This is a genomic window from Nocardia sp. NBC_00416, assembly GCF_036032445.1.
Taxonomy (GTDB): Bacteria; Actinomycetota; Actinomycetes; order Mycobacteriales; family Mycobacteriaceae; genus Nocardia.
This window is the reverse complement of record NZ_CP107932.1, coordinates 3,154,448-3,179,843: the sequence shown is the minus strand read 5'-3', so window position 1 is coordinate 3,179,843 and position 25,396 is coordinate 3,154,448. Positions and strand designations below refer to the sequence as shown.

The window sequence follows — 25,396 nt, the reverse complement described above, 5'->3', positions numbered from 1 at the left end:
GATCTGGGCGAGGACGCGGCGTATCCACGCGGTACCCGACGGGCCCGCGCCGGGTTCGCGTCCGTAACTGTGCATGATGTGTCCAGCATCGCGCACCCGGGCGCCCAGCGGTACGGCAGCGGTCGACGTGTCGGCGGGCAGCGGGTGAATCGCGGGTTACCGGAGGCGGCGCGCGTGCCGGCTCCGGTGCGGTGTGTGACACCTATCGCGCACCCCGCGCCGGTTTGGCGCCATCGCCGCCGCGGCCGCTAGTGTTTGTCTCCGTGACCGATGCGAGCGGTGCTATTGCGACGGAGGTTCCGGGCGCATCCCTGCGCGCGTGGCAGCGGCGCGCGCTCACCCGGTACCTGGCGACCAAACCCCGCGATTTCCTCGCGGTCGCCACCCCGGGCGCCGGTAAGACGACCTTCGCGCTGCGGGTCGCCGCGGAATTGCTGGCCGATCGCACGGTCGATCAGGTCACCGTGGTCGCCCCGACCGAGCACCTGAAACATCAGTGGGCCGCCTCGGCGACCCGCGCGGGGATGGCGCTGGATTCGAACTTCTCCAACACCACCGGCGGAACCTCCGATGACTACCACGGAGTGGTCGTCACCTACGCTCAGGTCGCCGCGCACCCGTTCAAGCATCGGGTGCGGACCGAGAACCGGCGCACGCTGGTGATCCTGGACGAGATCCACCACGCGGGCGACGCGAAGACCTGGGGCGACGCGGTGGCCGAGGCGTTCGGGGACGCCACCCGCCGGCTGGCGCTGACCGGAACTCCCTTCCGCAGCGACGACAGCCAGATCCCGTTCATCACCTACGAGCCCGACGAGGCCGGGCTCCCGCGTTCCCGTGCCGACCACAGCTACGGGTACACCGAGGCGCTCGCCGACGGCGTCGTACGCCCGGTGGTCTTCCTCGCCTACTCCGGTGAGGCGCACTGGCGTGACAGTGCGGGCGAGGAGTACACGGCCCGCCTGGGTGAGCCACTGAACGCCGAACAGACCGCCCGCGCCTGGCGTACCGCACTCGATCCGGCGGGGGACTGGATCTACGCCGTGCTGCGTGCCGCGGATATGCGGTTGGCGCAGCTCCGGGAAGCCGGCATGACCGATGCCGGGGGCTTGGTGATCGCCTCGGATCAGGAACGCGCTCGGCTGTACGCCGAACTGCTGGAGCATCTCACCGGGAACCGGCCGGTGCTCGTCCTGTCCGATGATCCGGCTTCTTCGGCGCGCATCAGTGAGTTCAGCACCGGGACCCAGCCGTGGATGGTCGCCGTGCGCATGGTCTCCGAAGGGGTCGACGTCCCACGTCTGGCGGTGGGCGTCTACGCCACCAGCGCCTCCACCCCGCTTTATTTCGCCCAGGCCATCGGCCGTTTCGTCCGCGCGCGGCGGCCCGGGGAGACCGCCAGTGTGTTCCTCCCGTCCGTCCCGGTCCTGCTGGACCTGGCCGCGCAGCTCGAGGTCCAGCGCGACCATGTCATCGGCAAACCGCATCGTGAGAAGGACGGCCTCGACGACGAGCTGCTCACGGAGGCGAACAAGCAGCGCGACGAACCGGGTGAGGACGAGAAAGCGTTCGTCCCGTTGGCCGCGGACGCCGAACTGGATCAAGTGATCTACGACGGCTCCTCGTTCGGCACCGCGACTTTCGCGGGAAGCGCGGAGGAAGCGGACTATCTGGGCATCCCCGGTCTGCTGGACGCCGAGCAGATGCGTGCGCTGCTGCGGGAACGTCAGGCCCGGCAGATCGCCGACCGGTCCAAGCCCGAAGCGGAGCCATCCGTGCCCGCGCCCGCGGGGCAGGCGGGCAATGCCGCCGAGCGGGTCGCCACCGCCGATAAATTGGGTGAGTTGCGGCGCGAGCTGAACAGCCTGGTCGCGATGCACCACCACCGCACCGGTAAACCACACGGGGTGATCCACGGTGAACTCCGGCGCCAGTGTGGCGGTCCGCCGACGGCTCTGGCGACCGTTGACCAGCTGGGCGATCGAATCGCGGCGCTGCGCCGGATGTAGAGCGCCGCGGTCCGTCGTGTGGTGGGTGCCGGGCTCGGGACGGTCAGTGTGATCCGCTGTGCCGCCGCGCGCGTCCCCGGGCACGCTCATGGGCGATACGGAGTAGGTCGCGGATCGGCTGCGCGGTACGCGGGCCGGGATCGATGACTGCCAGCCACCCGAGGGGGGCGTACACCGGATGCGCGATCACCGTATCGGCCGCGCTCGAGGTGAGGTCGACGTTCGCTTCTCTGGGTGTGCGGCCGGTCCATTCGGTGAAGGCTTCCGTGCCGGCACTGATGTTCAGGCGGAACGCTCCCGGCCGGTCGAGGCCCGACGGTTCGTCGCCGGGGTAGTCCTTGGTGACGATGGTGGCGAAGGGCTGGGTCTTGGCCGGGACCTGCCCGTCGGGTGCGTAGTAGAAGAACACGTCGCCCCAGGCGATTTCGGGCGACCCGTCGCCGGGGCCGGGGCGCAGCGCCAGCACGCCGTCGAGGGAGTCGAGGAATCCGATGATCTCGTCGATGGTCATGGTCTCCAGCGTGACATTGAAGTGCTTGTGGAGACTTGGATCGCCATGACGTAGGAATTAGAGGTGGAAAGTCGCAACTCCGCAGTTCTGCGGACCGCGGATGTGGCGCGGCGCACCGGCTACTCGGTCCAGCAGGTGCGCAATCTCGAGCGCGACGGTGTGCTGCCGCCGGCGCCGCGGACCGCTGCCGGGTACCGGCGCTACGACGACACCCACCTCCGGGCCGCACGGGCCTATCGTGCGCTCGCGGCCGGAACCGATCCGGTCTCCGCGAAACAGATGATGCGGGCGGTGCAGGGGCACGACCTGCGCCGCCTGTACGCACTGCTCGACGCCGCGCACGCCGCGCTCGACCGGGAGCGTCGCGATCTCGAGTTCGCGCGGGCGGCCGCGCGCGAGATCGCCGACGAACCGCTGGGCGATGTTCGAGCGGCGGACGCGATGAGCATTTCCGAGTTGTCGCGGGCGCTCGGGGTCCGGCCCTCCACGTTGAGGTACTGGGACTCGGTCGGGCTGGTCGTGCCCCGCCGCACCACCGGCCGGGAGGCGCGCCGCTACACCCCCGATGATGTGCGGGCCGCCCGGCTGGTCCACCAACTGCGCTTGGCCGGTTACGGAATCGAGCCCCTGCGGGCACTGTTGCCGCAGCTCCGCGGGTTACGCCGCTGGGACGAGGTCGCGGCCGCCCTGACCGCGCGGGATATCCGCATCGATACCCGCTCCCGGGCGCTGCTCGCAGGGGCGGCGGCTCTGCACGCTCTGCTCGACCCGTCGGCGGACCGGTGAGCGGCGGACCGCAACCCGTGCCCCGCCGCAGGGCCCGGGGTAGGGAAACTCATACTTCGAAGAACGCCGCGGGATCCAGGGTGTGCAACGGTATCCAGCGTGGCGCTTCGGCGGGGGAATCGTCGAGCGCGATATCGGTGCCGTAGCCCTGCAGGTCCAGACTCAGCCGCGGATTCTCATCGACGCGGCGAGCGAGGTCGTAGAACGTCGCCAGCACATGGACGCACCGCTCGGTGCGCGCCGCGCAGGAACAGTCGATCGCGGCGGGTTCCGGAGCCACCGGGATGTCCGCCGCGCGGGCGGCCGCGTACATCTCATCGGTCAGCACCGTGGGGCCGGCGCCGACTATCGCGCTGAGCGCCGTGAGCGCGGGCCGTGTGAGCGGTGCCAATTCGATATGCGTGATCGAGGCCTGACCGCCGCGGTGGATGTGCGCGCGGACGATCCGGCCCTCCGTTTCGGTCCGGACCCCGTCGTTGCGGGCGATGCTGCGTGCCCGGGGGAGCAGTGGGTCGGGGCGGGTCTGCCGCAGCGGTTCGGCCAGCCTGACCCAATCCATCCCCCAACGGGTGTATCCGAATTCGTTGTCCGCCATCAGTTCCCCCTCTTCCGGCGCAGCACTTCCAGTAGCCGGTCGTCGTCGAGCCGGGCGAGTTCGGCGATACCGCTACCGTCGCCGAGGTCGGTGAGTGCCGATTTGCGTCGCTGCATGCTCGCGATATGTTCCTCCACCGTGGTCGCCGAGGTGAGGGTGGTGACGGTGACCGTGCGCGTCTGCCCGATCCGGTGCACCCGATCGGAGGCCTGCGATTCGACCGCCGGATTCCACCAGCGGTCGAAATGGATCACATCGGCGGCGCGGGTGAGGGTGAGGCCGGTGCCGGCCGCGCGCAGGCTCAGCACCAGGACCGGTGGACCGTCGGGGGACTGGAACTCGGTGACGATCGCTGCTCGCTCGGCCTGCGCGAGTCCGCCGTGGAAGAAAGGCGCGGTGATCGCGAACTGCTCCGCGAGATGCCGTACCAGCAGGTCACCGGTGGCGCGGTATTGGGTGAAGATCAGTGTCGGCGAATCGTTCTCGAGATTGGCGGCCACGATATCGGTGCACAGTTCGAGTTTGCCCGAGCGCCCGGTGAGTTCGCCGGTATCGCCGCTCACCAGTCCGGGGTGGTTGCACACCTGTTTCAGCGCGGTGAGCGCCGCCAGTACCCGGGTCTGGCGTTGTGTTCCGGCGCCGAAACCGTCGGCGGCCGTGCGGTCGAGCACCTGGTCGTAGAGCTTCTCCTGCTCCGGGGTGAGATCGCACAGCAGGTCGTTGTGGATCTTGGCCGGAAGCGAGGCGGCGACGTGGGCTTTGCGGCGTGACAGCAGAACTGGTTCGATCGCGTCCTGGAGTCGCGCGGCGGCTGTGACCGAACCCTGTTCGATGGGTTTGACGAAGCGGCGGCGGAATTGGGCGCGATGCCCGAACAGGTTCGGCGCCACCAGATGCAGGAGCGCCCAGAGCTCTTCCAGATGGTTCTCCACCGGTGTTCCGGTCAGCGCCACGACCGCGGCGGCGTCGAGTGCCCGCGCCGCTTTCGATACCTGCGTGCGGGGGTTCTTCAGCGCCTGCGCCTCGTCGTAGACCACGGTCGCCCAGTCGTGTCCGGTGAGCCGGTGCCCGTGTAACCGCAGCACCGGGTATCCGGTGACGACGACGGTTCCGGAATCGGCGGCCGACTCGCCGCCGCGCCAGGCGACCGGCCGCAGATCCGGTGCGAAGCGGGCGATCTCGTGGACCCAGTTGCCCACCAGCGAGGTCGGGCACACGACGAGTTGCGCGCCGTCCCCGCGCCTGGAGAGGAGCAGTCCGATGGTCTGTACGGTCTTGCCGAGACCCATCTCATCGGCGAGGATCGCCCCGCCGTGGCGGGCGACGGTCTCGCGGAGCCAGCCGATGCCGCGTGCCTGGTAGGGGCGGAGTTCGGCATGGAGCCCGGTGCGCAATTCCGCGGCGACGGCGGTGGTGTCCCGGAGGGCGGACAGCGCGTGGTCCCGGGCCACGATCGCTGTTCCCTGTGCGTTGGGGACCGCGTGACCGGCGAGCGGGACGGATACTTCTGCACCGGCCAGGACGGCCCGCCAGGCCCGGGTGGAAGCGCCGGCCTGGGCGGGATCCAGCCCGGCGAAGGCGGTGGGGTCCACGAGAGCGCAGTCGACGGGGACGACCCGCAGGGGCACGCTTCCGGCGCGGGCCTGAGCGGCGGTGCCGCCGGGCATCGCCAGCGGGAGTGTCGCGGGGTCGCCGATTCCGTGTGGTGCGGGTCCGGGTTCCCGGCCGGTCCAGGTCCAGAGTGCGAACATGTGGCGGTCGGGCAGATAGGTGGTCTCGATGGTCGGCAGCGTGCACCCCTAGGATCAACGTATGGCGTACGGAGTAATAGGCCAACGCGCACGGCACCGGATTTGTTCCGCCCGGCTCCAGCCGGCTTCCGCGGCCCGCCGGCGAACCGGAATGCGTGGTGACCGACGACACTGCCCGCGCAGGCGACCGGCGTACCCGTCGGGCCCGCGGGCGCGAATGCGGGAGACGACTGCCGAATCGCCGGTAACGGCACGCGGAATGCGCCGCGGAGCGGCCCGATACCGTGTCCGGCTATGACCCGCGACACCGGCCCGGCACACACCCTGCTCGAATTGCTGTGGCGGCACGAACTGCCGCCTCGGCGGGGCGGCCGCGGCCCCCGGCAGACCGTGAGCGTCGACGAGGTGGTGACCGCTGCGATCGGCCTCGCCGACCGCACGGGCTACGCGACGGTGTCGGTTCGCGCCGTCGCGGCCGAACTGGGCTTGCGTCCGATGAGCCTGTACACCTACGTGCCCAGCAAAGAAGCCCTCACGATCCTGATGGTCGACGCCGTCGCGTTCGAGGACACCCCGATCTCGCCGGACCTGCCGATACGCGACCGCCTGACCGCCGTGGCCCGGCAGATCCGGGACGAATTCCTGGCCCACCCGTGGCTGTTGGAGGTCCCGGCCTGGCGGATGGTGCTGGGTCCCGGCCGGATGCGCCGCTACGAGCGGCAGCTGGCGGCCGTGGACGGATCGGGTCTCGACGATGTCGCGATGGATCGGGTGATCGCCGTGCTGTCGCAATTCGCGACCGGTAACGCGCGGACCGCGCTCGCCGCGGCACACAGCGCCCGGGAACAGTCCGACGCCGACTGGTGGGACGCGTACGGCCCGGCACTGGCCCAGATGATGCCCGCCGCGGACTTTCCACTGTCGACCCGGGTGGGTGCGGTAGTCGGCGAGCTCTATCGGGCGCCGGGCGATCCGGCCGGGGATTTCGAGTTCGGGCTCCAGCGCCTGATCGACGGCATCCTGCCCGGCTGACACTCCCGTGGCGGGTGACCATTCGGTCACCCGCCACGGGAGCGGTGTTCAGTTGTTCGATGCTGTTGTGTCGGACGCGAGGACGGGTCAGGGAGCGGGAGCGGATTCCGTATCGATCACGGCTTCGAGCTCGCGCAGACGTTCCATATGTTCGTTCGCGTGATGCTGGCAGAAGAGCAACTCTCCACCTGCGGGCAGAACGGCACGCACACGCGCCGCCGCCCCGCAGCGATCGCAACGATCGACCGCGGTCAGTGGGGTGCTTGTCAGGGTTCCTGGCATGACTCCTCCGTCCTGGCTTCCGGCACAATACCGTTCACCTGGTGTGAGGCCCGTGGTCACTCCGCGGGCTCGCTTCCGCTACTTCCCAGCAGTGGTGTAACTACTCTGTCAGACGTTCGGAGCATTGGCTTTGTTCCCACTGGGGAACCACTGTGTTTTCCCTAACACGACCAGCGGTTTCCGCCTGTGGCGAACACCGCGGGGCGGGCGTGGAAAACCAACCGCCACTGCTCCGTACCGACTGTCGAGTTGTGTATCGGAGGTTACCCGTGCCCTGTGACGCTCACACCCTTGTTCACCTCTGTACTCCCGGTGAGTGGGCACATGCCCGCGAAAAAGGTGCGCATCGGCCACCCTCGCTGCGGTCGGAGGGGTTCGTCCATCTGTCCGCACCCGAGCAGGTGCATCTGCCGGCCAACCGTATATTCGCAGGTCGCCGCGATCTGCTGCTGCTCCGGCTGGACCCGGCACTGCTCGGTTCACCCGTGCGCTGGGAACCGGGGGTGCCCACCGACGATCCGGCCATGCGTTTTCCGCATCTCTACGGCCCGCTGCCGGTCGCGGCCGTGACCGGTGTCGACGCGTACCTGCCGGGTCCCGACGGAGTGTTCGCTCAGCTGTCCAGCTGAGCGTCGCTGCCCGCCTACTACGTCCCGGGCGCGTCGGTCCCCAACTCGCGGGCGAGGATCGCGGCCTGTACCCGCGACCGCATGCCCAGTTTGGTGAGCACACGCGAGACATGCGTTTTCACCGTGGTCTCGCTGATGAACAGCCGGGCCGCGATCTGGGCATTGGACAAGCCGCCGCCCAGACAGCCGAACACCTCGCGTTCCCGGCCGGTGAGTTCGGCCATACCGGCGGGCAGGTCGGGCGGTCGCTCCGGCGGTGTCCCGGCGAAGGCGTCGATCACCGCGCGGGTGACCTCCGGCGCGAGCACCCCCTCGCCCGCGGCGACCGCGCGGACCGCGTCGACGAGCGCCGGTCCGGACGCTGATTTCAGGACGAAACCGGCGGCGCCCGCGCGCAGGCTGCCGAACACGTACTCGTCCAGATCGAAGGTGGTCAGGACGAGGACCCGGGCCAGACCGGCCTCGGTCACCCGGGTGGTCGCGGTGATGCCGTCGACGCCGGGCATCCGCACGTCCATCAGCACCACGTCCGGCCGCAGCGCCCGGGCCTGGGCGAGCGCCACGTCACCGTCGGCGGCCTCACCGACGACTTCGATATCGCCGGCTCCCTCGAGGATCATCCGCAATCCGGCGCGGATGGCGGCGTGGTCGTCGGCGAGCAGGACCCGGATCGTCACCGCGGATCACCTGCGGGCTGGGGGACTGCGGTCAGCGGGAGCCGGGCGCGTACCCACCAGGCGCCCGATTCCGGTCCGGCCCGGAACGTGCCGCCCAGCGCGGCCGCGCGCTCGCGCATATTCGTCAGTCCGCGCTGTGCGGGATCGTCACCGGGAAAGGTCGCGGGACGGGCGGGCAGGGTGTTGCGAACGGTCAGCACGAGTGCCGTGGATTCGGCGTGCACGTCGATATCCACCTCCTGTCCGGGTGCGTGTTTCATCACATTCGTCACGGCCTCCTGGATGATCCGGTAGGCCGCCTGGTCGACCGCTCCGGCCGGGGCCGTCTCGCCGAGGTCCACCCGGAACCGGACGCGCATTCCCGCCTGCCGGGCCGCCGTTTCCAGCCTCGGCAGCTGGGCCAGGCGTCCCGGCGCGGCGGTCTGATCGGGATCGTCGTCGCGGCGCAGCAGGCCGATCATGGTGCGCATTTCCTGGAGTGCTCCGACACTGTTGCTCCGGATGGCGCCGAGCACTTCCGCCAGCCGCGGATCGACGCCCGCCCCGTCGAGGGTGCCCAGTGCCGCCTCGGACTGCAGGGCGATCGCCGACAGATGTCCGGCGATCACATCGTGCAGATCGCGGGCCATGGCCTTGCGTTCATCGGCCACCGCCGCCCGCCGGTCCAGTTCCGCCACCAGCGACAGCGCCCGGACCCGGGCCCGTTCGGACTCGGCGGACTCCTTGTGCGCGCGAACGGTCAGGCCCCACCACAGCGAGGTGCCGACGAAGGCGGCCGCCAGCACCAGGGCCAGCGCCATCAGATGCCAGTCGCCGGAGACCGCCAGCACCACACCCGCGGCGATGGCGGACAGCGTCAACCAGGCGACCACGGCGCCCTGCATCTGGCGGCGCGTGCCGTAGACCACCGCCGCGTAGATGAGATCGGTGTAGACGAGCCAGACCGGCAGGGTCGGACCGAGGGACAGGTCCATCGCCAGCGGCGCCAGGCCCACCACCATCGCCGTGATGGGCGCCCGCCGCCGCACCAGCAGCACCGAACACGCCAGCGCGAGTACCGCGAACCGCGGGCCCAGCGAGTCGGCCGGTGTGTCGTTGGAGGTGAACATCATGTGGAAGCCCGCCAGATACAGCAGGGCGCCGAATACGAACCACGCACCCGCGACGATGACGTCACGTGTCGTCGCCGGTAAGGCCGACCACCGTCCCATTGCTTGATCTCAGCACACGGTCGTCCGGCCCGAGTCCTCCGAAGTGATGAGCGGGCCGGCCCGGAATGCGCAGAACACGTGGTTCCGGCTGGTCGAGGAGACCAGCCGCCGGTCGCGTTGTCGTCCTCGCTCCGGGCGCGAGGTGACGGCGGCGGCGGTACGCTGCGGGTTCACGGTGTCTTTCGGCCGCCCCGCGCGACCGTGCCGGGCGGAGAGTTCCCCGGCCACGACCGCAACGACGGCCCGGACGGACGGGATCCGGATGAGCGTCTACACCCAGCGACTCGGTGGTACGAGTTACCGATTCGACGGACTCGTGGAGGTCCTTGCCAAAGCCACGCCCGGTCGCAGCGGTGACGAATTGGCCGGATGCGCCGCGCACACCGATGCCGAGCGGGCGGCCGCGCAGTGGGCGCTGGCCGATATCGCGCTGACCGAGTTCCTCGAACAACCGGTGGTGCCCTACGAAACCGATGAGATCACCCGGCTCGTCCTGGACACCCATGATCGGGCGGCCTTCGCGCCGATCGCCTCGCTCACCGTCGGCGAGCTGCGCGACCGGTTGCTCGCCGTCGCTGCCGGGGACGGCACACCCGATCCGGCCGCCACCCTGAGCGACCTCGCCCCGGGGCTGACACCGGAGATGGTCGCGGCCGTCAGCAAGATCATGCGCAACCAGGATCTGATCGCCGTAGCCCGGGCCGCCCGGGTGCGTTCGGCATTCCGGACGACCATAGGCGAACCCGGCACCCTGGCCACCCGCCTGCAGCCCAACCATCCGACCGACGATCCCGACGGTATCGCCGCCGCCGTGCTCGACGGCTTGCTGCTCGGCTGCGGTGACGCCGTGATCGGCGTCAACCCCGCCACGGATTCCCCGCGGGCCGCGGCGGATCTGCTGACACTGCTCGACGATATCCGCACCCGCTTCGATATCCCGGCGCAATCGTGTGTGCTCGCCCATGTCACCACCACGATCGAGTTGATCTCGGCGGGGGCGCCGGTGGACCTGGTGTTCCAGTCCGTCGGCGGTACCGAGGCCGCCAACAGGGCGTTCGGCGTCGATCTGGCGCTGCTGCGCGAGGCGAACGAGGCCGGGCGGTCGCTGCGCCGCGGCACCGTCGGGGACAACGTCATGTACCTGGAAACGGGCCAGGGGTCGGCGCTGTCGGCCGGCGCGCACCGTGGGACGGGCGGAAAGCCGGTGGACCAGCAGACCCTGGAAGCCCGCGCCTACGCAGTGGCCCGCGAACTCCGCCCGCTGCTGGTGAACACCGTGGTCGGTTTCATCGGCCCGGAGTATCTGTACGACGGGAAACAGATCGTGCGCGCGGGGCTGGAGGACCATTTCTGCGGCAAACTGCTCGGCCTGCCGATGGGCGTGGACGTCTGCTACACCAACCATGCCGAAGCCGACCAGGACGATATGGACACGCTGCTCACGCTGCTCGCGGCGGCCGGGTGCGCCTTCGTCATCGCGGTTCCCGGCGCCGATGATGTGATGCTCGGCTACCAGAGCCTCAGCTTCCACGACGCGCTCTACGCCCGGCGGGTGCTGGGCCTGCGTCCCGCCCCCGAATTCGCGGACTGGCTCGACCGGCTCGGCATGCTCGACGAGACGGGCCGGATCCTGCCGGTGTCCCCGGTCTCCTCACCGCTGCGCGCTCTGAAAGGGGGCCGATGAACGGCGAATCCGCCCAGGCGTTCTGGACCGAACTGCGGTCGCTCACCCAGGCGCGTATCGGTCTGGGCCGCGCGGGCGATGCATTGCCCACCCGCCGCGTCCTCGAGTTCGCCGCCGCCCATGCCGCGGCCCGCGACGCGGTGCACACTCCGCTGGACGTGCCGGCGTTGTGCGCCCGGCTCACCGATCTCGGCCTCGGGGAGCCGGTTCATGTGCGGAGCCGGGCGCGCGACCGCGCCGAGTACCTGCGCCGCCCCGATCTGGGCCGTCTGCCCGCCGACTCCGACGCCGCGTCGGCGGGGCCGGAGCCCACTGCGCCGCCCGCGCCGGAACCTGTCCCGCATGTGGCTTCCGGAACCACACCGCCCGTGGCGTCCGGGATCGCACCGCCTGTGGCGTCCGGGATCGCAGTGCCCGAGCTGTCCCGGCTCGGCGCCGATATCGGTGTGGTCCTCGCCGACGGTCTGTCCGCCCGGGCGCTCGATGCACACGGTCCGCCCACACTCGCGGCCCTGCTGGACCTGCTGCGCCCCCGCTATTCGATCGCGCCGCCGGTGGTCGCGACCCAGGCGCGCGTGGCGCTGGGTGACCATATCGGGGCCGCGCTGGGCGTCTCTACGGTGCTGGTGCTGATCGGCGAGCGCCCCGGGCTCTCGGTGGCCGACAGTCTCGGCGTCTACCTGACCCATCTGCCGCGTCCCGGTCGCACCGACGCGGACCGCAACTGCGTGTCCAATATCCACCCGCCGGAAGGCCTGGGTTACCGCCGGGCCGCGGAAGTGGTCGCGGCACTGGTGGCGGGGGCCCGCGAACTCGGCCGTTCCGGGGTCGCGCTGAAGGACACCTCCCGCGACGCGGTGCTGCCGGGACAGCCACCCGGCACGCACCTCGAGCCCGGTACGGCCGAATAGGCACGGCCGTCGCGCGACGGCCCCTGAACACATCCGGAACCTCGGGTTCCCGCGGTGTTCAGGGGCCGTCGCGCGTGGCGCCGCCGAACTAGTCCAGGTAGTCGCGCAGGACCTGCGAACGGCTCGGATGGCGGAGTTTGCTCATCGTCTTGGACTCGATCTGCCGGATCCGCTCCCGGGTGACCCCGTAGACCTGGCCGATCTCGTCCAAAGTGCGCGGTTGGCCGTCGGTGAGGCCGAATCGCAGCCGCACCACACCCGCCTCGCGTTCGGACAGGGTCTCCAGCACGGACTGCAGTTGATCCTGCAGCAGCGTGAAACTGACCGCGTCCACCGCGACCACGGCCTCGGAATCCTCGATGAAATCACCGAGCTGGCTGTCGCCCTCGTCGCCGATGGTCTGATCCAGCGAAATGGGTTCCCGGGCGTACTGCTGGATCTCCAGCACCTTCTCCGGGGTGATGTCCATTTCCTTGGCCAGTTCCTCCGGGGTGGGCTCGCGGCCCAGATCCTGGAGCAGCTCGCGCTGGATACGGCCGAGCTTGTTGATGACCTCCACCATGTGCACCGGGATACGGATGGTGCGGGCCTGGTCGGCCATGGCCCGGGTGATGGCCTGCCGGATCCACCAGGTGGCATAGGTGGAGAACTTGTAGCCCTTGGTGTAGTCGAACTTCTCCACCGCGCGGATCAGGCCCAGGTTGCCTTCCTGGATGAGATCCAGGAACGCCATCCCGCGGCCGGTGTAGCGCTTGGCCAAGGAGACCACCAGGCGAAGGTTCGCCTCGAGCAGATGATTCTTGGCGCGGTTGCCGTCGCGGATGATCCAGTTGAAATCGCGGCGGGTGGCCACGGGGAGCTTCTCGCCGGCCTCGGTGAACTCGCGCATCTTCTCCGCCGCGTAGAGGCCGGCCTCGATCCGTTTGGCGAGTTCGACCTCCTCCTCGGCATTGAGCAGCGCGACTTTGCCGATCTGCTTGAGGTAGGCGCGCACCGAATCCGCGGAGGCGGTGAGCTCGGCGTCCTTGCGGGCCTGGCGCAGCGCCTCGGACTCTTCCTCGTCCCAGACGAAATCGCCGGAGGCCTTATCCGCGGCGGTGGGTTCGGAGGTGCCGTCCGCGGGCGCTTCACCCTCGGGTTCTTCGGCGACTTCGGCTACCAGATCCTCGCCTTCCTCGGTGAGATCGTCCTCGGAGACTTCCAGGTCTCCGAGATCGGCCACATCCAGCGCATCGTCGTCGAGCTGCTCCTCGCCCGCGCCGGGGGCGCCCGCGCTTCCCGCCTTTTTGGCGGGGGCCTTCTTGGCGGCTCCCTTCTTGGCGGCAGCGGCCTTTTTGGCCGGAGCCTTTTTGGCGGCGGCCTTTTTCGCCGGGGCCTTCTTGGCCACGGCTTTACGCGCCGGGCGTGCCGCGGGAACTTCCGTGGCCTCGGCGTCGGCCGGTTCGGCTGTCTGACGGGTATTCGTGGCTACCACGTACGCCCTTTCGTGACGGTCTCGTGCGGCGTCACGCCAGAGTAGTATTCCGGCGGAGCGGTCTGTCGGGTTTACCGGCTAAAACGCCGGTCGGGGGTCCGGCTCACCGCCGGGTGCTTCCATTGTAACGATCCGACCAGTGTGCCCTGGCCTTGCCGTGCAGAACTTCAGGGGGTGATCCCCGCGTCGACGGCCATGGCCGCGCCGACGATACCCGCTGTGTTCTTCAAGTTCGCGGGGACCACGCGAGTGCGGTTGGTGAGCAGCGGAATCCACTGGTCGGCATCGCGGCTGATACCGCCGCCGGCCACGAACACCGTCGGCCAGAAGAGATCCTCCAGGCCGCTGAGCACCGTGCTGACCCGGGCCGCCCATTCGGGATAGGTGAGATCCTCCCTTTCCTTGACCGACGCGGCCGCCCGGTGCTCGGTCTCCATCCCGCCGATCTCCAGATGACCGAGTTCGGTGTTCGGGACCAGCGTGCCGTTGTTGAGCAGCGCCGACCCGATCCCGGTGCCGAAGGTCAGCAGGAGCACCAGGCCGTGGATATCGCGGGCCGCGCCGAACCGGTCCTCGGCCAGGCCCGCGGCATCGGCGTCGTTCAGCACGGTCACCTCGCGACCGCCGAGCGCCGTGGCGAACAGTCCCCGCGCGTCGGTGCCGATCCATGACTTGTCGACATTGGCGGCGGTATGCGCGACGCCGTCGAGGACCACGCACGGCAGGGTGACCCCGACCGGACCGCTCCAGCCGGCGGTCTCGATCAACTCCGCCGCCGCGGCGGCGACCGCGCCGGGAGTGGACGGCTGCGGGGTCGCGATCTTGATGCGTTCGTGCACGAGCTCTCCGGTGTCCAGATCGACCGCGGCGCCCTTGACGCCGCTACCGCCGATATCGATACCGAACGCGTGCCGTCGACCGGACATGCGGGCTTCCCTCGTTCCCTGTGCTGGCTGATGTCGTCTTGCCCCGCACCGGTTTTCGTGTAGAGCCGGTCCGCGTGCGAAGTATCCGGACGACGCCGTACCGGCCACACGCGTCGCGCCGTCTCCTCCGGGTCGGCGCTCCACCGATGTGGTGTGCACGACAAGAGTAATGCGCGGACCCGGACGCCCGAGCCGCAGGATCTGTGCTGCGATGGAGGACGTGCCGGAATCGATTTGGTCTCTCACCGCTGCCACCGAACCCACCCCCGCCGACGCGACCGTGCTGCGCCGCATCGCGACCCATCTGGCCGGTGTCGCCGCCGCGCATGTGCGGGCCAGGCGTCCGGAGGTATTCGGTCCCGCCGGTCCCGTCGAGGCCGCGGTCCGCACCAAGAGCACCCCGACCGACCCGGTGACCGTCGTCGATACCGAGTCCGAGCAGTTGATCCGCGACGAACTCGCCCGGCTGCGTCCCGGCGACCGCATTCTGGGCGAAGAAGGCGGCGGCGATCTCGCCGGGGCCGGCGCGGACGATGTGGTGTGGGTCGTGGACCCGATCGACGGAACCGTGAACTTCCTCTACGGCATACCGGCCTACGCGGTGTCGGTGGCCGCGGTCCGCGGCGGCCGACCGGTCGCGGGTGCGGTGGCCGATGTCGCCGCGTCGACGGTGTACACGGCAGCCACCGGCCTGGGGGCGTTGCGGATCGGGCCGGACGGCTCGGATACACCGCTGCGCTGCAACCCGGTGCGGTCGGCCCGGCTGGCGCTGGTCGCCACGGGGTTCGCCTACGGCGTGCCGCGCCGGACCCGGCAGGCGGCCTGTGTGGCCGACCTGCTGCCCCACGTCCGCGATATCCGCCGGATAGGCGCGGCGGCGCTGGATCTGTGCATGGTCGCGGAGGGTCGGGTGGACGCGCACTACGAACACGGCCTGAACCCGTGGGACTGGGCGGCCGGGGCACTGATCGCGGCCGAGGCCGGCGCGGTGCTGCGGCTGCCGCCGTTGCCGACCACCGGCGCGGAGGGTGCGCTGGTGGTGGCCGCGGCCCCCGGGATCGGGGACGAGCTCTTGGCGCTACTCGACCGGCTCGGGATCTCGGAGTCCATTCCGGAATCCTGACCGCCCGGCGCCGGGGGCCGGCGGTCAGCAGCGGGCGGTGCGGGCGGCTTCGAGCATATCGGGATCGATCGCCGGGCTCTCGCCGCTCACCGGGTTCTTCAGCGAGCGCAGCACTTCCTCGGCATCGTTGTTCGGCTGCAGGTCGCCGCCGAACAGTGCGCCCAGCACGAGGTCGACCGAGGCATCATCGCGTTTGTCCTCGACGAGCTCGGCGCACGGTACGGCGAGTTGCACCGCCGCCGCGACCGGACGGCCGCTTTCGCCGAACCGGATCTGCCCGGTGCATTCGAGATCACCGTTGGCATATATCGGATCGTTACCGAAAGGATCGCCGGGTGCGCTGCCGAAACCCAGATCGCCGAGCTGGGCCGCCACATGGGCGGCCTGTCCGCGCTGCCCGTTGGCGTTCAGGACTCGGACTTTCGTGCCGGCCATCGGGGCCGGCTCCACATCCTCGAACAGGCTCGCGCCGACCCGCTGACCCGGCAGCGGCTGGGGCCCGGCCTTCGGGTCGGTGGCCGGGCTCGGCGAATTGCACGCCATCGGGGTGTAGTCGTGGTCGTTGGTGGTCAGCGCCTTGATCCACAAGCCTGCGCAGACGACAACGAGCACGACGACAAGGATCAGCCAGGGCCGCATCCGTCGGCGCGGGTAGGGACGGCCTCGGGCATCCGTGGGACTGCCTTCGGTGATCAGTGAAACCACGTCGATACTGTACGTACCCGTACCGGCGCGCCGCGCATTACCCAGGCCGCTCCGAGCGCGTCACCGGGCCGCTCGCGGCACGTCGGGCGGCGCGTATCGATTGGCCAGCGGTTTCGACACGGCTGGGTTTCGATTGCGACATTTTCCGAACCGTCCGCTATTGTCTGGCCGCCCAGACCGAAATATCCATGAGTAAATCGGCGATCGGTCACGGGAACAAGCAGGGCAACTCATGCGTTGTCCGGACGCTATCGGAGTTGGGTCCATCGGATTCGCGCTGATAGAGGACCGGTGCGGGTGTGAAGTGCACCACCGGCGGGGCGGCGGGCGCGGTCGAGCAGACGGCGTGCGCCGATCCGGATATACGGAGTAAGGACGAGGGGAAGACGACATGGCAACCGACTATGACGCACCGAGGCGTACCGAGTCCGACGATGTGTCGGAGGATTCGCTCGAGGAGCTGAAGGCTCGTCGCAACGAGGCCCAGTCCGCCGTCGTGGATGTCGACGAATCCGATACCGCGGAGTCGTTCGAACTCCCCGGCGCGGACCTGTCCGAGGAAGTGCTGACGGTTCGGGTGATCCCGAAACAGGCCGACGAGTTCACCTGCTCGAGCTGTTTCCTGGTACATCACCGCAGCCGGCTCGCGAGCGACAGCGGCGGTCAGCTCATCTGCAGGGATTGCGCGGCCTGAGCGGCCCGTGAGGTCATTCCGCGCTCGGGATCCCGAGCGCGGCCAGGACCTCCGCGGGCCGGCGCGTACTGACCAACCAGTAGGGCGTCGGGTCATCGGGATCGTCGAGCACCAGCAGGACCATGGTGCCGATCCACGGGCGGTGCTGGACATAGGCCGCCGGATCCAGCTGGCGGCCCAGCGCCGCGCTCTTGGCGCTCTTGGGCACCACGGTGGCACGAGCGACGAACGACACCGGCAGATGAGCCCGGCCCACCCGCAGTTCGGGTGTGCCGGTGGTGTCGGCCGTGACCTCGAGCCGGTGCCGGCTCATCCACAGCAGTACCCATACGGGGATCGGGAACAGCAGCACATAGGGCAGCCAGGCGCGCAGGCCGGGGGCTCCCATGTGGATCTCCGCGGCGAGCAGACCGGCGAGCGCGAAGCCCACCGGCCACCACCACAGCGGCACCCAGAGGCGTTCGTGATGGGCACCGGATTCCGGTCGCGCGCGGTGCTCGGTTTCGGTGGGTCGGGGCTGGTCGGACACGACTCAACACTAAGCGACACTCGCGCCGTGCCTGCGCGTAGGCTGGTCGGACGTGAACGCACTCTCACCGATACCTCTGCTCCGGTTGGACCCGGGGATCCCGATGCCGACGCGCGCCCACGACGGCGATGCGGGCGTGGATCTGTGCACTGCCGAGGACATCGTCCTGGAGCCGGGGGAACGGGTACTGGTCGGCACCGGTATCGCCATCGCCCTACCGGTGGGCACCGTGGGCCTGATCCATCCGCGCTCCGGTCTGGCGGCCAAAGCCGGTCTATCCGTGGTGAACACCCCGGGGACGATCGATGCCGGGTATCGGGGCGAGATCAAGGTGTGCCTGATCAACCATGATCCGCGCACGCCCATCGAACTGCGCCGCGGCGACCGGATCGCCCAATTGCTGGTGCAACGTGTGGAACTGGTCGATTTCGTGGCGGTGGACCGGCTCGACGAGTCCGCGCGCGGCGCGGGCGGTCACGGATCCAGCGGGGGACACGCGAGTTTGACGCGGGGCAGCGCGGACACCGCACCCGGCAAGGAGGCCTGACATGTTCGGACGACGGAAATCGGGCGGACGCAGATCCGATGACGGGCAGGACACCGGCGAGTACGGCACGGGTGAGTACGAAACCGGCGAATACGAGGACTACGAGGACGGCGGCTATCACCGCGCCGACTACGAGGAGTCCTATCAGGACGACTACGACGACAGCTACGACGACGGGTACGGCGGCGCCGCCTACAGCGACGCCTATGACGCGGCGATCGATGATCCCGACACAGAACCGCAGCGGCGCGGCCCCTACGACTACGACGATGTCGCCGAGGTGCTGGAGAACTTCACCGACACCCGGCTCGATCTCGGCTCGGTGATCCTGCCGGTGCCGCCGGGCGGCCAACTGCAGGTGGAGATGACCCCACAGGGCGCCCCCCAAGCGGTCCATCTGGCGACCGAACACGGCCGGATCACCGTCGCCGCCTACGCGGCGCCGAAATCCACCGGACAGTGGCGTACGGTCGCCGCCGATCTCGCCGAATCCCTGCGCAAGGACGGGGCCCGGGTCTCGGTGGAGAAGGGACCGTGGGGCCGGGAACTGGTGGCCCTCACCGACAGCGCCGATCTGCGTTTCATCGGTGTGGACGGTTATCGCTGGATGATCCGGCTGGTGGCGGCGGGTCCGTCGGGGTCGGCCGCGGCCGGTGGTCCCCTGGTCGTGGCGGCGCGCACAGTGCTGAGCGAGACGATCATCCGGCGCGGCACCGATGCGCTGCCGGTCCGCGAACCCCTGCCGGTGGTCCTGCCCCAGCAACTCGCCGAACAGCTCACCGCGGCGCATCAGCAGCAGCAACAGCAGACCCAGCAGCAGGTCGCGACCCCGCCGCCCGCCGCCCGGCCGTCGCCGACGCCCGCGGTGCTGCCGCCTCAGCAGCCGCAGCAGCCGCGTCGCGGCGCGGAAGGGTCGGCGATGCAACAGCTCGGTCGGGGCTGACGAGACCCGAGTGGTCCTGTTCCCACCGCGGTGGGAACAGGACCACCGTCGTCAGTCGAGGTATCGCAATGCGAGCCGTCCCACGATGGCCGGGTCGGCGCCCAGTTCGTCCAGCGTGATCTCGGTGAGCGCCGACCGCGGCGCGCGGCGTGCCCATTCACGGCCGACGGCGACCGGATGCACCGGATCGTCGGCGGCCGCGATCACGGCGAGCGGAACGCTCAGATCGTCCAGCAGGGCCGCCTCCGGCCACTTGTACTGCGCGGCTTCCTCCAGCGCGCCCGGCAGCCCGGGCCACTGCCCCCGCCACGAGCGGGTCAGCGCGTCGGCGAGCCAGCCGGGGCTGCCGGCCCGCATCCGGGAGATCACCGGTTCGAGGCCCTCGGCCCGCAGCTGGGCCGCGGTGACCGCAGCGCTGAGGGTGGCCGGGCAGTGCGCGGTATCGGGGCCCGTCCAGGCGGGCAGCGCCGCGACGACCCCGCTGACCTCCGCGGTGTCCCGGGTGGCCGCCCACTCGACCGCGACCGCCGCCCCGAGCGAGATCCCGGCCGCCAGCACCGGCCCGCGATCCGCGGCGCTGTTCAGGGCGGCCCGGTAGCTGTCGATGACCGCGCTCGGATCGGGATCCACGGCGACGAAATCGAGTCCGGCGGCGGCGCATGCGGGGCCGAACGCGCGGCGGGCGAAGTGTGCGTCGGAACCCGTTCCGGGCAGGGCGACGACGACAGCCGGACGTGGGGAGTCGAACACCGGACCGAGCGTAGCGGTGCTGCCCGGACCCATCTACAGTGGCGGGTACGGCCACAGCCGGGCCGTAGCAGGAAATTCGGATGACGTGCGACCCATGTCATTCGCGCACAGGAGAGCAGGCGATGTCTTCCGCGGCAGGAAGAAAAGCGGGCGCCAAGTCCGCTACCGGATATTTTCGCAGGCTCGGCCGCAGATTGACCGAGGATCTCGATCAGGTCGACGCCGAGGAGCTGGCGGAGACGGCGGACGCTTCGGGCGCCTGCCGGGTCTCGGAGTGCCGGCGCGGTGAGGAGGCGACGATGCTGGGCCGTTTGCGCAGCGTCGATTCGTGTCCCCAGTCCTCGGGTGCGAGCATGCAGGCGGAGTTCTTCGACGGCACCGACGCCATTACGCTGGTGTGGATCGGGCGGCGCCGCATTCCCGGTATCGAATCGGGGCGGCGCATCATGGTGCGCGGCCGGATCGGTGAACGCGAAGGCCGCAAGGTGATCTACAACCCCTACTACGAATTGCGCGGAAACAGCTGACGTATGTCATCGAGCGACGAGTACGCCACCACCAAGCTGCCGCGGGCAGTGACCGCGCAGGAACCGGTGCCCACGGAGATCCCCCCGGACGACGCGCCCGACGAACCGGCCCAGCAGACGCTGCTGGAACAGCTGGGCGGCTTCGGCGGCCTGATCTACTCGACCCTGCCGGTGCTGGTCTTCGTGCCGGTGAACACCCTGCTGGGGCTCACCGCGGCGATCTGGTCCGCGCTCGGGGTGGCGGCCGCGATCCTGGTCTGGCGGCTGGTGCGGCGTGAGCCGATCCAGCCCGCGGTCTCCGGTTTCATCGGTGTGGGGATCTGCGCCCTGATCGCCTGGCGGGTGGGCGAGGCCAAAGGGTTCTTCCTGTTCGGGATCTACACCAGCCTGATCTACGGCGCTGCGTTCCTCATTTCGATCCTGGTGCGCCGGCCGTTGGTCGGTGTGGTGTGGGGTGTCCTGAACGGTCACGGCGGCGACTGGCGCGGCGATCCCCGGGTGGTGCGGCTCTACGATGTCGCGACCGTCGCCTGGGTGCTCGTCTTCGGCGCCCGATACCTGGTGCAACACCATCTCTACGCGGCGGACAGCACCGGCTGGCTCGCCACCGCGCGAATCGGGATGGGCTGGCCGCTCACCGCTGTCGCACTGGTGGTGACGGTTTGGGCGGTGCGGCGGGCCGGGCATCTGCCGGCGTCTTCCGCGCGGCATTCCGCCGGCCCCGCCTGAGTCTTCGCGGGCCCGCGTCATCCGAAGGGTGGAGGACAACCCACCCTTTGGTGTCTATCTCACAGCCGCGGTTCATCGGACGATCGTCTACAGAAGACGATCTGCCGAGAGGACTGGCGAATGCTTACCGAGCAACATCCGATCACGCGTCCCGAACGGGGTCGCGACAATCCTGTGCGTTCCCAGAGCCGCCTGGTCTCCGCCGAACTGGACACCCTGGTCGGCCCCGCCGCGGCGGGTGACCGTGCCGCCGTGGCCGATATCCTGCGCCTGGTGCAGCCCCTGGTTCAGCGCTACTGCCGGATCCGGCTCGGGAACGCCGCCCATCTGCATGTCACCGCCGACGATGTGGCGCAGGAAGTGCTGATGGCCACGGTGCACGCGATACCGCGCTACCGGGATCAAGGGAAGTCCTTCCTCGCCTTCGTGTACGGAATCGCGGCCAACAAGGTGTCCGACGCGTTCCGCGGCGCCCAGGTCCATCCCGCCTATCCGATGGCCGAGATGCCCGACCTGGCGTCCACGGCGGCGGGTCCGGAGGAGTGGGCGCTGGCCGCCGAACGCGGCGCACTGGCCCGAGAGCTGATACAGCAGCTCAACCCGGTGCACCGGGACGTCCTGGTGATGCGGATCGTGCTCGGGTGGAGCGCCGCCGAGACGGCCGCGGCGATCGGCACCAGTCCCGGAGTCGTCCGGGTCATGCAGTACCGGGCGTTGAACAAGCTGCGGGCGCGGGCCGCGCAGCCGATCGCCGCCTGAAGGCGCCTGCCGAGGACACAGCCGAATGCTGTCGGTGGGTCAGTATTCGGCGTCCTGCGCGGGCGTCAGGCCGGTGCCGTGGCCGCTGGGCGGGTCGATGCCGTGCGGCGCCAGCACCGACCGGAGTTCCTCCTCGGCATCGGCCGAGACCACGAACAACAGTTCGTCGTCTCCCTCGAACGGGTCGTCGGGCTGCGGCACGATGACCCGTCCACCACGCAGAATGGTGACCAGGGCGGAGTCGCGCGGCAGGGTCAGATTGCGGACCGGTTTTCCGGCCAGCGTCGTATCCGGTGGCAGGGTGAGTTCGACCAGGTTCGCCTGCCCCTGGCGCAGCGTCATCAGCCGGACCAGATCGCCCACCGAGACCGCCTCCTCGACGAGGGAGGCCAGCAGCCGCGGTGTCGAGACCGCGACGTCGACTCCCCACGAATCGTCGAAGAGCCATTCGTTGCGCGGATCGTTGACCCGCGCGACCACCCGGCGCACCCCGAATTCGGTTTTCGCCAGCAGGCTGTGCACCAGATTGGCTTTGTCGTCGCCGGTCGCGGCGATGACCACCTCGTAGCCCTCCAGCCCGGCGTCCTCCAGCAGCTGCAGTTCGCAGGCGTCGGCGTGCACCCAGACGGCCTCGGGCACCGAATCCCGGTCGATATGGTCGAGCTGTCGTTCCAGCAGCATGACGCTGTGTCCCGCGCGTAGCAGTTCCCGGGCGATGGAGCGACCGACGGCCCCGGCTCCGGCAATGGCCACTTTCATGATCAGTCCTTGTTCGCTGGAGGTTTCGCGGCCATCGCGACGGCCTCGCCGGCGGAGCCGGAGGTGGCGGCCACGTACACGATGTCGTCGGCCTGCACGACGGTTTTGGCGTCCGGCAGGATGCCCTGGCCGAACCGGATGATGAAGGCGACCCGTGCGCCGGTGGCGTCCTCCAGTTCGCTGACCGTGCGCCCGTACCAGTCCTCGTGCAGGATCAGCTGGGCGACGGCCACGGTCCCGGTGGGGTCACGCCAGGTCGTGGTGCCCGCGTCGCCGATCAGGGTGTGCAGGAACCGATCCGTCGTCCAGGGCACGGTCGCGATGGTCGGGATGCCGAGCCGCTCGTAGACGGCGGCGCGTTTGGCGTCGTAGATCCGCGCGACCACCCGTTCGATACCGAACATCTCCCGCGCCACCCGGGCGGAGATGATGTTGGAGTTGTCGCCGGAGGAGACCGCCGCGAAAGCTCCGGCCCGTTCGATTCCCGCCCGGCGCAGGACGTCGCGGTCGAATCCGACACCCACCACTTGCTCGCCGGGGAACTCGGCGCCCAACCGCCGGAACGCGTCCCGGTTGCGGTCGATCACGGCGACTTCGTGACCTATCCGGACCAGGGCGCGGGCCAGCGATGCCCCCACCCGGCCGCATCCCATGATCACCACGTACACCGTGAACCTCGCTCCTGACTCGGTTGTGCCTTCCAGCAAGTGGAACGGCCGTGTAGCTGCCGCGAAATCGAACCGTACCCGCTGGTATCCGCCCTCAGCCACGTTCCCCCCGGCAGAGCCGATCAAACCCCGGGTTCCGGTGACGCCTCGCAGCGCCCCGGGCCCCGGGGGCTTATGCTCCGTCCGGTGTCGAAGTTGACGACCGCCACCAAGCGCTTGGTATTGGGGCGGCCATTCCGTAGTGACTCCCTGGGCCACACCTTGCTGCCGAAAAGAATCGCGCTGCCGGTGTTCGCCTCGGACGCGATGTCCTCGGTCGCCTACGCGCCCGAGGAGATCTTCCTTGTGCTGTCGGTATCGGGGCTGGCCGGTTACTCCTATGCCCCATGGCTCGGCCTGGCCGTGGCGGTCGTGCTGATCATCGTGGTCACCAGCTATCGCCAGAATGTGCACGCCTATCCGTCCGGCGGCGGCGACTTCGAGGTGGTCACCACCAACCTCGGCGCCACGGCCGGTTTGACGGTGGGCAGCGCGTTGCTCGTCGACTATGTGCTGACCGTCGCGGTCTCGATCTCCTCGGCCGCCTCCACGATCGGTTCGGCGATTCCGTTCATCGCCACGCACAAAGTGCTGTTCGCGGTGGCCGCGATCGCGCTGATCACCGCGATGAACCTGCGCGGGGTGCGGGAGTCCGGGCGGCTGTTCGCGCTGCTGTCGTATGCCTTCCTGTTCGGGATGTTCGCGATGCTCGCGTGGGGTCTGATCCGGATCTTCGTGCTGGACGACGAGGTGCGCGCCGAATCGGCCTCCTTCGAACTGCGCGCCGAGGAGCAGCATCTGGCGGGGCTGGCACTGATCTTCCTGCTGGCCCGCGCCTTCTCCTCGGGCTGTGCGGCGCTCACCGGTGTCGAGGCGATCAGCAACGGGGTTCCGGCCTTCCGCAAACCCAAATCGCGCAACGCCGCGACCACGCTGCTGATGCTCGGGGCCATCGCCATCACCTTGCTGCTCGGCATGATCGTGCTCGCCCGGCAGGCGCATGTGGTGTTCGCCGAACATCCGGAACAGCTCGTCGGCGCCCCCGAGGGATACCACCAGAAAACGCTGATCGCACAGATCGCCCATGCCGTGTTCAGTGGATTCACCCCCGGCTTCTACTTCGTGGCGGTCGTCACCTCGGTGATCCTGGTGCTCGCCGCCAACACCGCGTTCAACGGGTTCCCGGTGCTCGGCTCGGTCCTTGCGCAGGCCCGGTTTCTGCCGCGACAGTTGCACACCCGCGGTGACCGGCTCGCCTTCAGCAACGGCATCCTGTTCCTGGCCGTGGGCGCGATCGCGTTCGTCGTGGCGTTCGACGCGGAAGTGACGCGACTCATCCAGCTCTACATCATCGGCGTGTTCGTCTCGTTCACGCTCAGCCAGACCGGCATGCTGCGGCACTGGACCCGGCTGTTGCGCCGGGAAACCGATCCCGCCGAACGACGGCGCATGGTGCGCTCGCGGGCGATCAACGCGCTCGGTCTGGTGGCCACCGGCGCGGTGCTGGTGATCGTGCTGGTCACGAAGTTCTTCGCCGGAGCCTGGATCGCCATTGTGACCATGGCGGTGATCTTCGTGATCATGAAGATGATCCACCACCACTACAACTCGGTGGCCAGGGAGCTGGACGAATACGAATGGGACGGCGTCCTGCCGAGCCGCTCCCATTCCATCGTCCTGGTATCGCGCCTGCACCTGCCGACCCGCCGGGCGCTGTCCTACGCGCGGGCCGGGCGGCCCGACACCTTGGAGGCGATCACCGTCAATGTCGACGAGGACGACACCCGCGCGCTGGTGCGGGACTGGGAGAACAGTGATATCCCCGTTCCGCTGAAGGTCGTGGAATCGCCGTACCGGGAGATCACCAAGCCGGTGCTCGACTATGTCAAGCGGGTGCGCAAGGACGCCCCCCGCGACGTGGTGACGGTCTTCATCCCGGAATACGTGGTCGGGCACTGGTGGGAGCAGCTCCTGCACAACCAGAGCGCGCTGCGATTGAAGGGCCGGTTGCTGTTCGAACCCGGTGTGATGGTGACCAGCGTGCCGTGGCAGCTGAGTTCCTCGGCCCGGGCCCGGTCCGAGGGCGAACATACGGCGGCGCCCGGGGCGGTCCGTCGCGGGTACGGCGACAATGGGTGAGGTTTGC

Annotated in this window: 27 protein-coding genes; 14 read left to right on the top strand and 13 right to left on the bottom strand. The window is 69.5% G+C overall.

The annotated features are described in order from the left end of the window. Positions 1-263: 263 nt before the first annotated feature. Entirely contained in the window at positions 264-2,009 is a 1,746-nt protein-coding gene (locus OG804_RS13265) for a DEAD/DEAH box helicase (protein WP_328397342.1), read from the top strand. A gap of 43 nt (positions 2,010-2,052) precedes the next feature. Here the strand turns inward: OG804_RS13265 and OG804_RS13260 are convergent, their stop codons facing one another. Beyond that, positions 2,053-2,520, bottom strand: coding sequence for a DUF6194 family protein (locus OG804_RS13260; RefSeq protein WP_328397340.1), 468 nt, complete (start codon positions 2,518-2,520; stop codon positions 2,053-2,055). A 63-nt stretch (positions 2,521-2,583) separates the two neighbouring features. On the opposite strand from OG804_RS13260, the gene OG804_RS13255 reads away from it, so the two are divergent. After that, positions 2,584-3,306, top strand: coding sequence for a MerR family transcriptional regulator (locus OG804_RS13255; protein WP_328397338.1), 723 nt, complete (start codon positions 2,584-2,586; stop codon positions 3,304-3,306). A 49-nt stretch (positions 3,307-3,355) separates the two neighbouring features. Here OG804_RS13255 and OG804_RS13250 read toward each other — a convergent pair whose 3' ends face one another. Both OG804_RS13250 and OG804_RS13245 read right to left on the bottom strand, forming a co-directional pair. Further along, positions 3,356-3,901, bottom strand: coding sequence for a hypothetical protein (locus OG804_RS13250; protein ID WP_328397336.1), 546 nt, complete (start codon positions 3,899-3,901; stop codon positions 3,356-3,358). Beyond that, positions 3,901-5,652 carry a DEAD/DEAH box helicase gene (locus OG804_RS13245; protein ID WP_328397334.1) on the bottom strand — a complete coding sequence of 584 codons (1,752 nt, stop codon included), beginning with the start codon at positions 5,650-5,652 and terminating at the stop codon, positions 3,901-3,903. The genes OG804_RS13250 and OG804_RS13245 overlap by 1 nt, the downstream gene beginning before the upstream one ends. 294 nt (positions 5,653-5,946) lie before the next feature. On the opposite strand from OG804_RS13245, the gene OG804_RS13240 reads away from it, so the two are divergent. Further along, a complete protein-coding gene (locus OG804_RS13240) occupies positions 5,947-6,684 on the top strand; it encodes a TetR/AcrR family transcriptional regulator (RefSeq protein WP_328397333.1) in 738 nt (245 codons plus the stop codon). Positions 6,685-6,771: 87 nt separating this feature from the next. On the opposite strand, the gene OG804_RS13235 is transcribed toward OG804_RS13240, so the two are convergent. Beyond that, positions 6,772-6,966 carry a DUF7455 domain-containing protein gene (locus tag OG804_RS13235; protein ID WP_328397331.1) on the bottom strand — a complete coding sequence of 65 codons (195 nt, stop codon included), beginning with the start codon at positions 6,964-6,966 and terminating at the stop codon, positions 6,772-6,774. 269 nt (positions 6,967-7,235) lie between these two features. Between OG804_RS13235 and OG804_RS13230 the strand changes: the two genes are divergently transcribed. After that, entirely contained in the window at positions 7,236-7,595 is a 360-nt protein-coding gene (locus tag OG804_RS13230) for a DUF952 domain-containing protein (RefSeq protein ID WP_328397329.1), read from the top strand. A 17-nt stretch (positions 7,596-7,612) separates the two neighbouring features. Here the strand turns inward: OG804_RS13230 and OG804_RS13225 are convergent, their stop codons facing one another. Then, complete coding sequence (locus OG804_RS13225) at positions 7,613-8,272, bottom strand: response regulator transcription factor (RefSeq protein WP_328397327.1); 660 nt, start codon at positions 8,270-8,272, stop codon at positions 7,613-7,615. Further along, positions 8,269-9,483: a sensor histidine kinase gene (locus OG804_RS13220; protein WP_328397325.1), complete on the bottom strand. Its 1,215-nt coding sequence runs from the start codon at positions 9,481-9,483 to the stop codon at positions 8,269-8,271. Before OG804_RS13220 ends, OG804_RS13225 begins: the two co-directional genes overlap by 4 nt. 262 nt (positions 9,484-9,745) lie before the next feature. On the opposite strand from OG804_RS13220, the gene OG804_RS13215 reads away from it, so the two are divergent. Both OG804_RS13215 and OG804_RS13210 read left to right on the top strand, forming a co-directional pair. Further along, positions 9,746-11,167, top strand: a complete 1,422-nt coding sequence (locus OG804_RS13215; RefSeq protein WP_328397323.1) for an ethanolamine ammonia-lyase subunit EutB — start codon at positions 9,746-9,748, stop codon at positions 11,165-11,167. Continuing rightward, on the top strand, positions 11,164-12,078 hold the full coding sequence (locus OG804_RS13210; RefSeq protein WP_328397321.1) for an ethanolamine ammonia-lyase subunit EutC: 915 nt from the start codon (positions 11,164-11,166) through the stop codon (positions 12,076-12,078). The genes OG804_RS13215 and OG804_RS13210 overlap by 4 nt, the downstream gene beginning before the upstream one ends. 88 nt (positions 12,079-12,166) lie before the next feature. Here OG804_RS13210 and OG804_RS13205 read toward each other — a convergent pair whose 3' ends face one another. Both OG804_RS13205 and ppgK read right to left on the bottom strand, forming a co-directional pair. Continuing rightward, complete coding sequence (locus OG804_RS13205) at positions 12,167-13,552, bottom strand: RNA polymerase sigma factor (RefSeq protein WP_328397319.1); 1,386 nt, start codon at positions 13,550-13,552, stop codon at positions 12,167-12,169. Between the two features lie 167 nt (positions 13,553-13,719). After that, complete coding sequence (gene ppgK / locus OG804_RS13200; RefSeq protein ID WP_328397317.1) at positions 13,720-14,478, bottom strand: polyphosphate--glucose phosphotransferase; 759 nt, start codon at positions 14,476-14,478, stop codon at positions 13,720-13,722. 211 nt (positions 14,479-14,689) lie between these two features. Here ppgK and OG804_RS13195 point away from each other — a divergent pair, with 211 nt between their 5' ends. Further along, complete coding sequence (locus OG804_RS13195) at positions 14,690-15,601, top strand: inositol monophosphatase family protein (protein ID WP_328397315.1); 912 nt, start codon at positions 14,690-14,692, stop codon at positions 15,599-15,601. Between the two features lie 24 nt (positions 15,602-15,625). On the opposite strand, the gene cei is transcribed toward OG804_RS13195, so the two are convergent. Continuing rightward, positions 15,626-16,306 (bottom strand): envelope integrity protein Cei, encoded by a 681-nt coding sequence (gene cei / locus OG804_RS13190; protein WP_328397313.1) that lies wholly within the window; start codon positions 16,304-16,306, stop codon positions 15,626-15,628. Positions 16,307-16,697: 391 nt separating this feature from the next. On the opposite strand from cei, the gene OG804_RS13185 reads away from it, so the two are divergent. Further along, entirely contained in the window at positions 16,698-17,000 is a 303-nt protein-coding gene (locus OG804_RS13185; RefSeq protein WP_328397311.1) for a DUF4193 domain-containing protein, read from the top strand. 13 nt (positions 17,001-17,013) lie between these two features. On the opposite strand, the gene OG804_RS13180 is transcribed toward OG804_RS13185, so the two are convergent. Then, positions 17,014-17,529: a DUF3093 domain-containing protein gene (locus OG804_RS13180; RefSeq protein ID WP_328397309.1), complete on the bottom strand. Its 516-nt coding sequence runs from the start codon at positions 17,527-17,529 to the stop codon at positions 17,014-17,016. A 52-nt stretch (positions 17,530-17,581) separates the two neighbouring features. Between OG804_RS13180 and dut the strand changes: the two genes are divergently transcribed. Next, the gene (dut, locus tag OG804_RS13175) at positions 17,582-18,076 is read left to right on the top strand and encodes a dUTP diphosphatase (RefSeq protein ID WP_328397307.1); all 495 of its coding nucleotides are present in this window, start codon (positions 17,582-17,584) and stop codon (positions 18,074-18,076) included. A 1-nt stretch (position 18,077) separates the two neighbouring features. Next, a complete protein-coding gene (locus OG804_RS13170; RefSeq protein WP_328397305.1) occupies positions 18,078-19,019 on the top strand; it encodes a DUF3710 domain-containing protein in 942 nt (313 codons plus the stop codon). A gap of 51 nt (positions 19,020-19,070) precedes the next feature. Here the strand turns inward: OG804_RS13170 and OG804_RS13165 are convergent, their stop codons facing one another. Next, positions 19,071-19,733, bottom strand: coding sequence for an alpha/beta fold hydrolase (locus tag OG804_RS13165; RefSeq protein WP_328398366.1), 663 nt, complete (start codon positions 19,731-19,733; stop codon positions 19,071-19,073). A 158-nt stretch (positions 19,734-19,891) separates the two neighbouring features. On the opposite strand from OG804_RS13165, the gene OG804_RS13160 reads away from it, so the two are divergent. The 3 genes from OG804_RS13160 (at position 19,892) to shbA (ending at position 21,784) form a co-directional block, all read left to right on the top strand. After that, complete coding sequence (locus tag OG804_RS13160; RefSeq protein WP_328397303.1) at positions 19,892-20,296, top strand: OB-fold nucleic acid binding domain-containing protein; 405 nt, start codon at positions 19,892-19,894, stop codon at positions 20,294-20,296. 3 nt (positions 20,297-20,299) lie between these two features. Continuing rightward, positions 20,300-21,025, top strand: a complete 726-nt coding sequence (locus OG804_RS13155; RefSeq protein ID WP_328397301.1) for a DUF3159 domain-containing protein — start codon at positions 20,300-20,302, stop codon at positions 21,023-21,025. A gap of 120 nt (positions 21,026-21,145) precedes the next feature. Next, a complete protein-coding gene (gene shbA, locus OG804_RS13150) occupies positions 21,146-21,784 on the top strand; it encodes an RNA polymerase sigma factor ShbA (protein ID WP_328397299.1) in 639 nt (212 codons plus the stop codon). 39 nt (positions 21,785-21,823) lie between these two features. Here the strand turns inward: shbA and OG804_RS13145 are convergent, their stop codons facing one another. Continuing rightward, positions 21,824-22,543 (bottom strand): potassium channel family protein, encoded by a 720-nt coding sequence (locus tag OG804_RS13145; protein WP_328397297.1) that lies wholly within the window; start codon positions 22,541-22,543, stop codon positions 21,824-21,826. Between the two features lie 2 nt (positions 22,544-22,545). Then, a complete protein-coding gene (locus OG804_RS13140) occupies positions 22,546-23,211 on the bottom strand; it encodes a potassium channel family protein (protein ID WP_328397295.1) in 666 nt (221 codons plus the stop codon). Positions 23,212-23,397: 186 nt separating this feature from the next. Here OG804_RS13140 and OG804_RS13135 point away from each other — a divergent pair, with 186 nt between their 5' ends. Then, positions 23,398-25,389: an APC family permease gene (locus OG804_RS13135; RefSeq protein ID WP_328397293.1), complete on the top strand. Its 1,992-nt coding sequence runs from the start codon at positions 23,398-23,400 to the stop codon at positions 25,387-25,389. Positions 25,390-25,396 lie beyond the last annotated feature (7 nt).

Bases quoted from the DNA above. Each gene is read 5' to 3' on its own strand.
- OG804_RS13170 (WP_328397305.1), top strand. From the start codon at position 18,078: ATGTTCGGACGACGGAAATCGGGCGGACGCAGATCCGATGACGGGCAG.
- OG804_RS13215 (WP_328397323.1), top strand. From the start codon at position 9,746: ATGAGCGTCTACACCCAGCGACTCGGTGGTACGAGTTACCGATTCGAC.
- OG804_RS13160 (WP_328397303.1), top strand. From the start codon at position 19,892: ATGTCTTCCGCGGCAGGAAGAAAAGCGGGCGCCAAGTCCGCTACCGGA.
- OG804_RS13220 (WP_328397325.1), bottom strand. From the start codon at position 9,483: ATGGGACGGTGGTCGGCCTTACCGGCGACGACACGTGACGTCATCGTC.
- OG804_RS13250 (WP_328397336.1), bottom strand. From the start codon at position 3,901: ATGGCGGACAACGAATTCGGATACACCCGTTGGGGGATGGATTGGGTC.
- OG804_RS13210 (WP_328397321.1), top strand. From the start codon at position 11,164: ATGAACGGCGAATCCGCCCAGGCGTTCTGGACCGAACTGCGGTCGCTC.
- OG804_RS13235 (WP_328397331.1), bottom strand. From the start codon at position 6,966: ATGCCAGGAACCCTGACAAGCACCCCACTGACCGCGGTCGATCGTTGC.
- OG804_RS13245 (WP_328397334.1), bottom strand. From the start codon at position 5,652: ATGTTCGCACTCTGGACCTGGACCGGCCGGGAACCCGGACCCGCACCA.
- ppgK (WP_328397317.1), bottom strand. From the start codon at position 14,478: ATGTCCGGTCGACGGCACGCGTTCGGTATCGATATCGGCGGTAGCGGC.
- OG804_RS13240 (WP_328397333.1), top strand. From the start codon at position 5,947: ATGACCCGCGACACCGGCCCGGCACACACCCTGCTCGAATTGCTGTGG.
- OG804_RS13195 (WP_328397315.1), top strand. From the start codon at position 14,690: ATGGAGGACGTGCCGGAATCGATTTGGTCTCTCACCGCTGCCACCGAA.
- OG804_RS13155 (WP_328397301.1), top strand. From the start codon at position 20,300: ATGTCATCGAGCGACGAGTACGCCACCACCAAGCTGCCGCGGGCAGTG.
- OG804_RS13260 (WP_328397340.1), bottom strand. From the start codon at position 2,520: ATGACCATCGACGAGATCATCGGATTCCTCGACTCCCTCGACGGCGTG.
- OG804_RS13145 (WP_328397297.1), bottom strand. From the start codon at position 22,543: ATGAAAGTGGCCATTGCCGGAGCCGGGGCCGTCGGTCGCTCCATCGCC.
- OG804_RS13185 (WP_328397311.1), top strand. From the start codon at position 16,698: ATGGCAACCGACTATGACGCACCGAGGCGTACCGAGTCCGACGATGTG.
- shbA (WP_328397299.1), top strand. From the start codon at position 21,146: ATGCTTACCGAGCAACATCCGATCACGCGTCCCGAACGGGGTCGCGAC.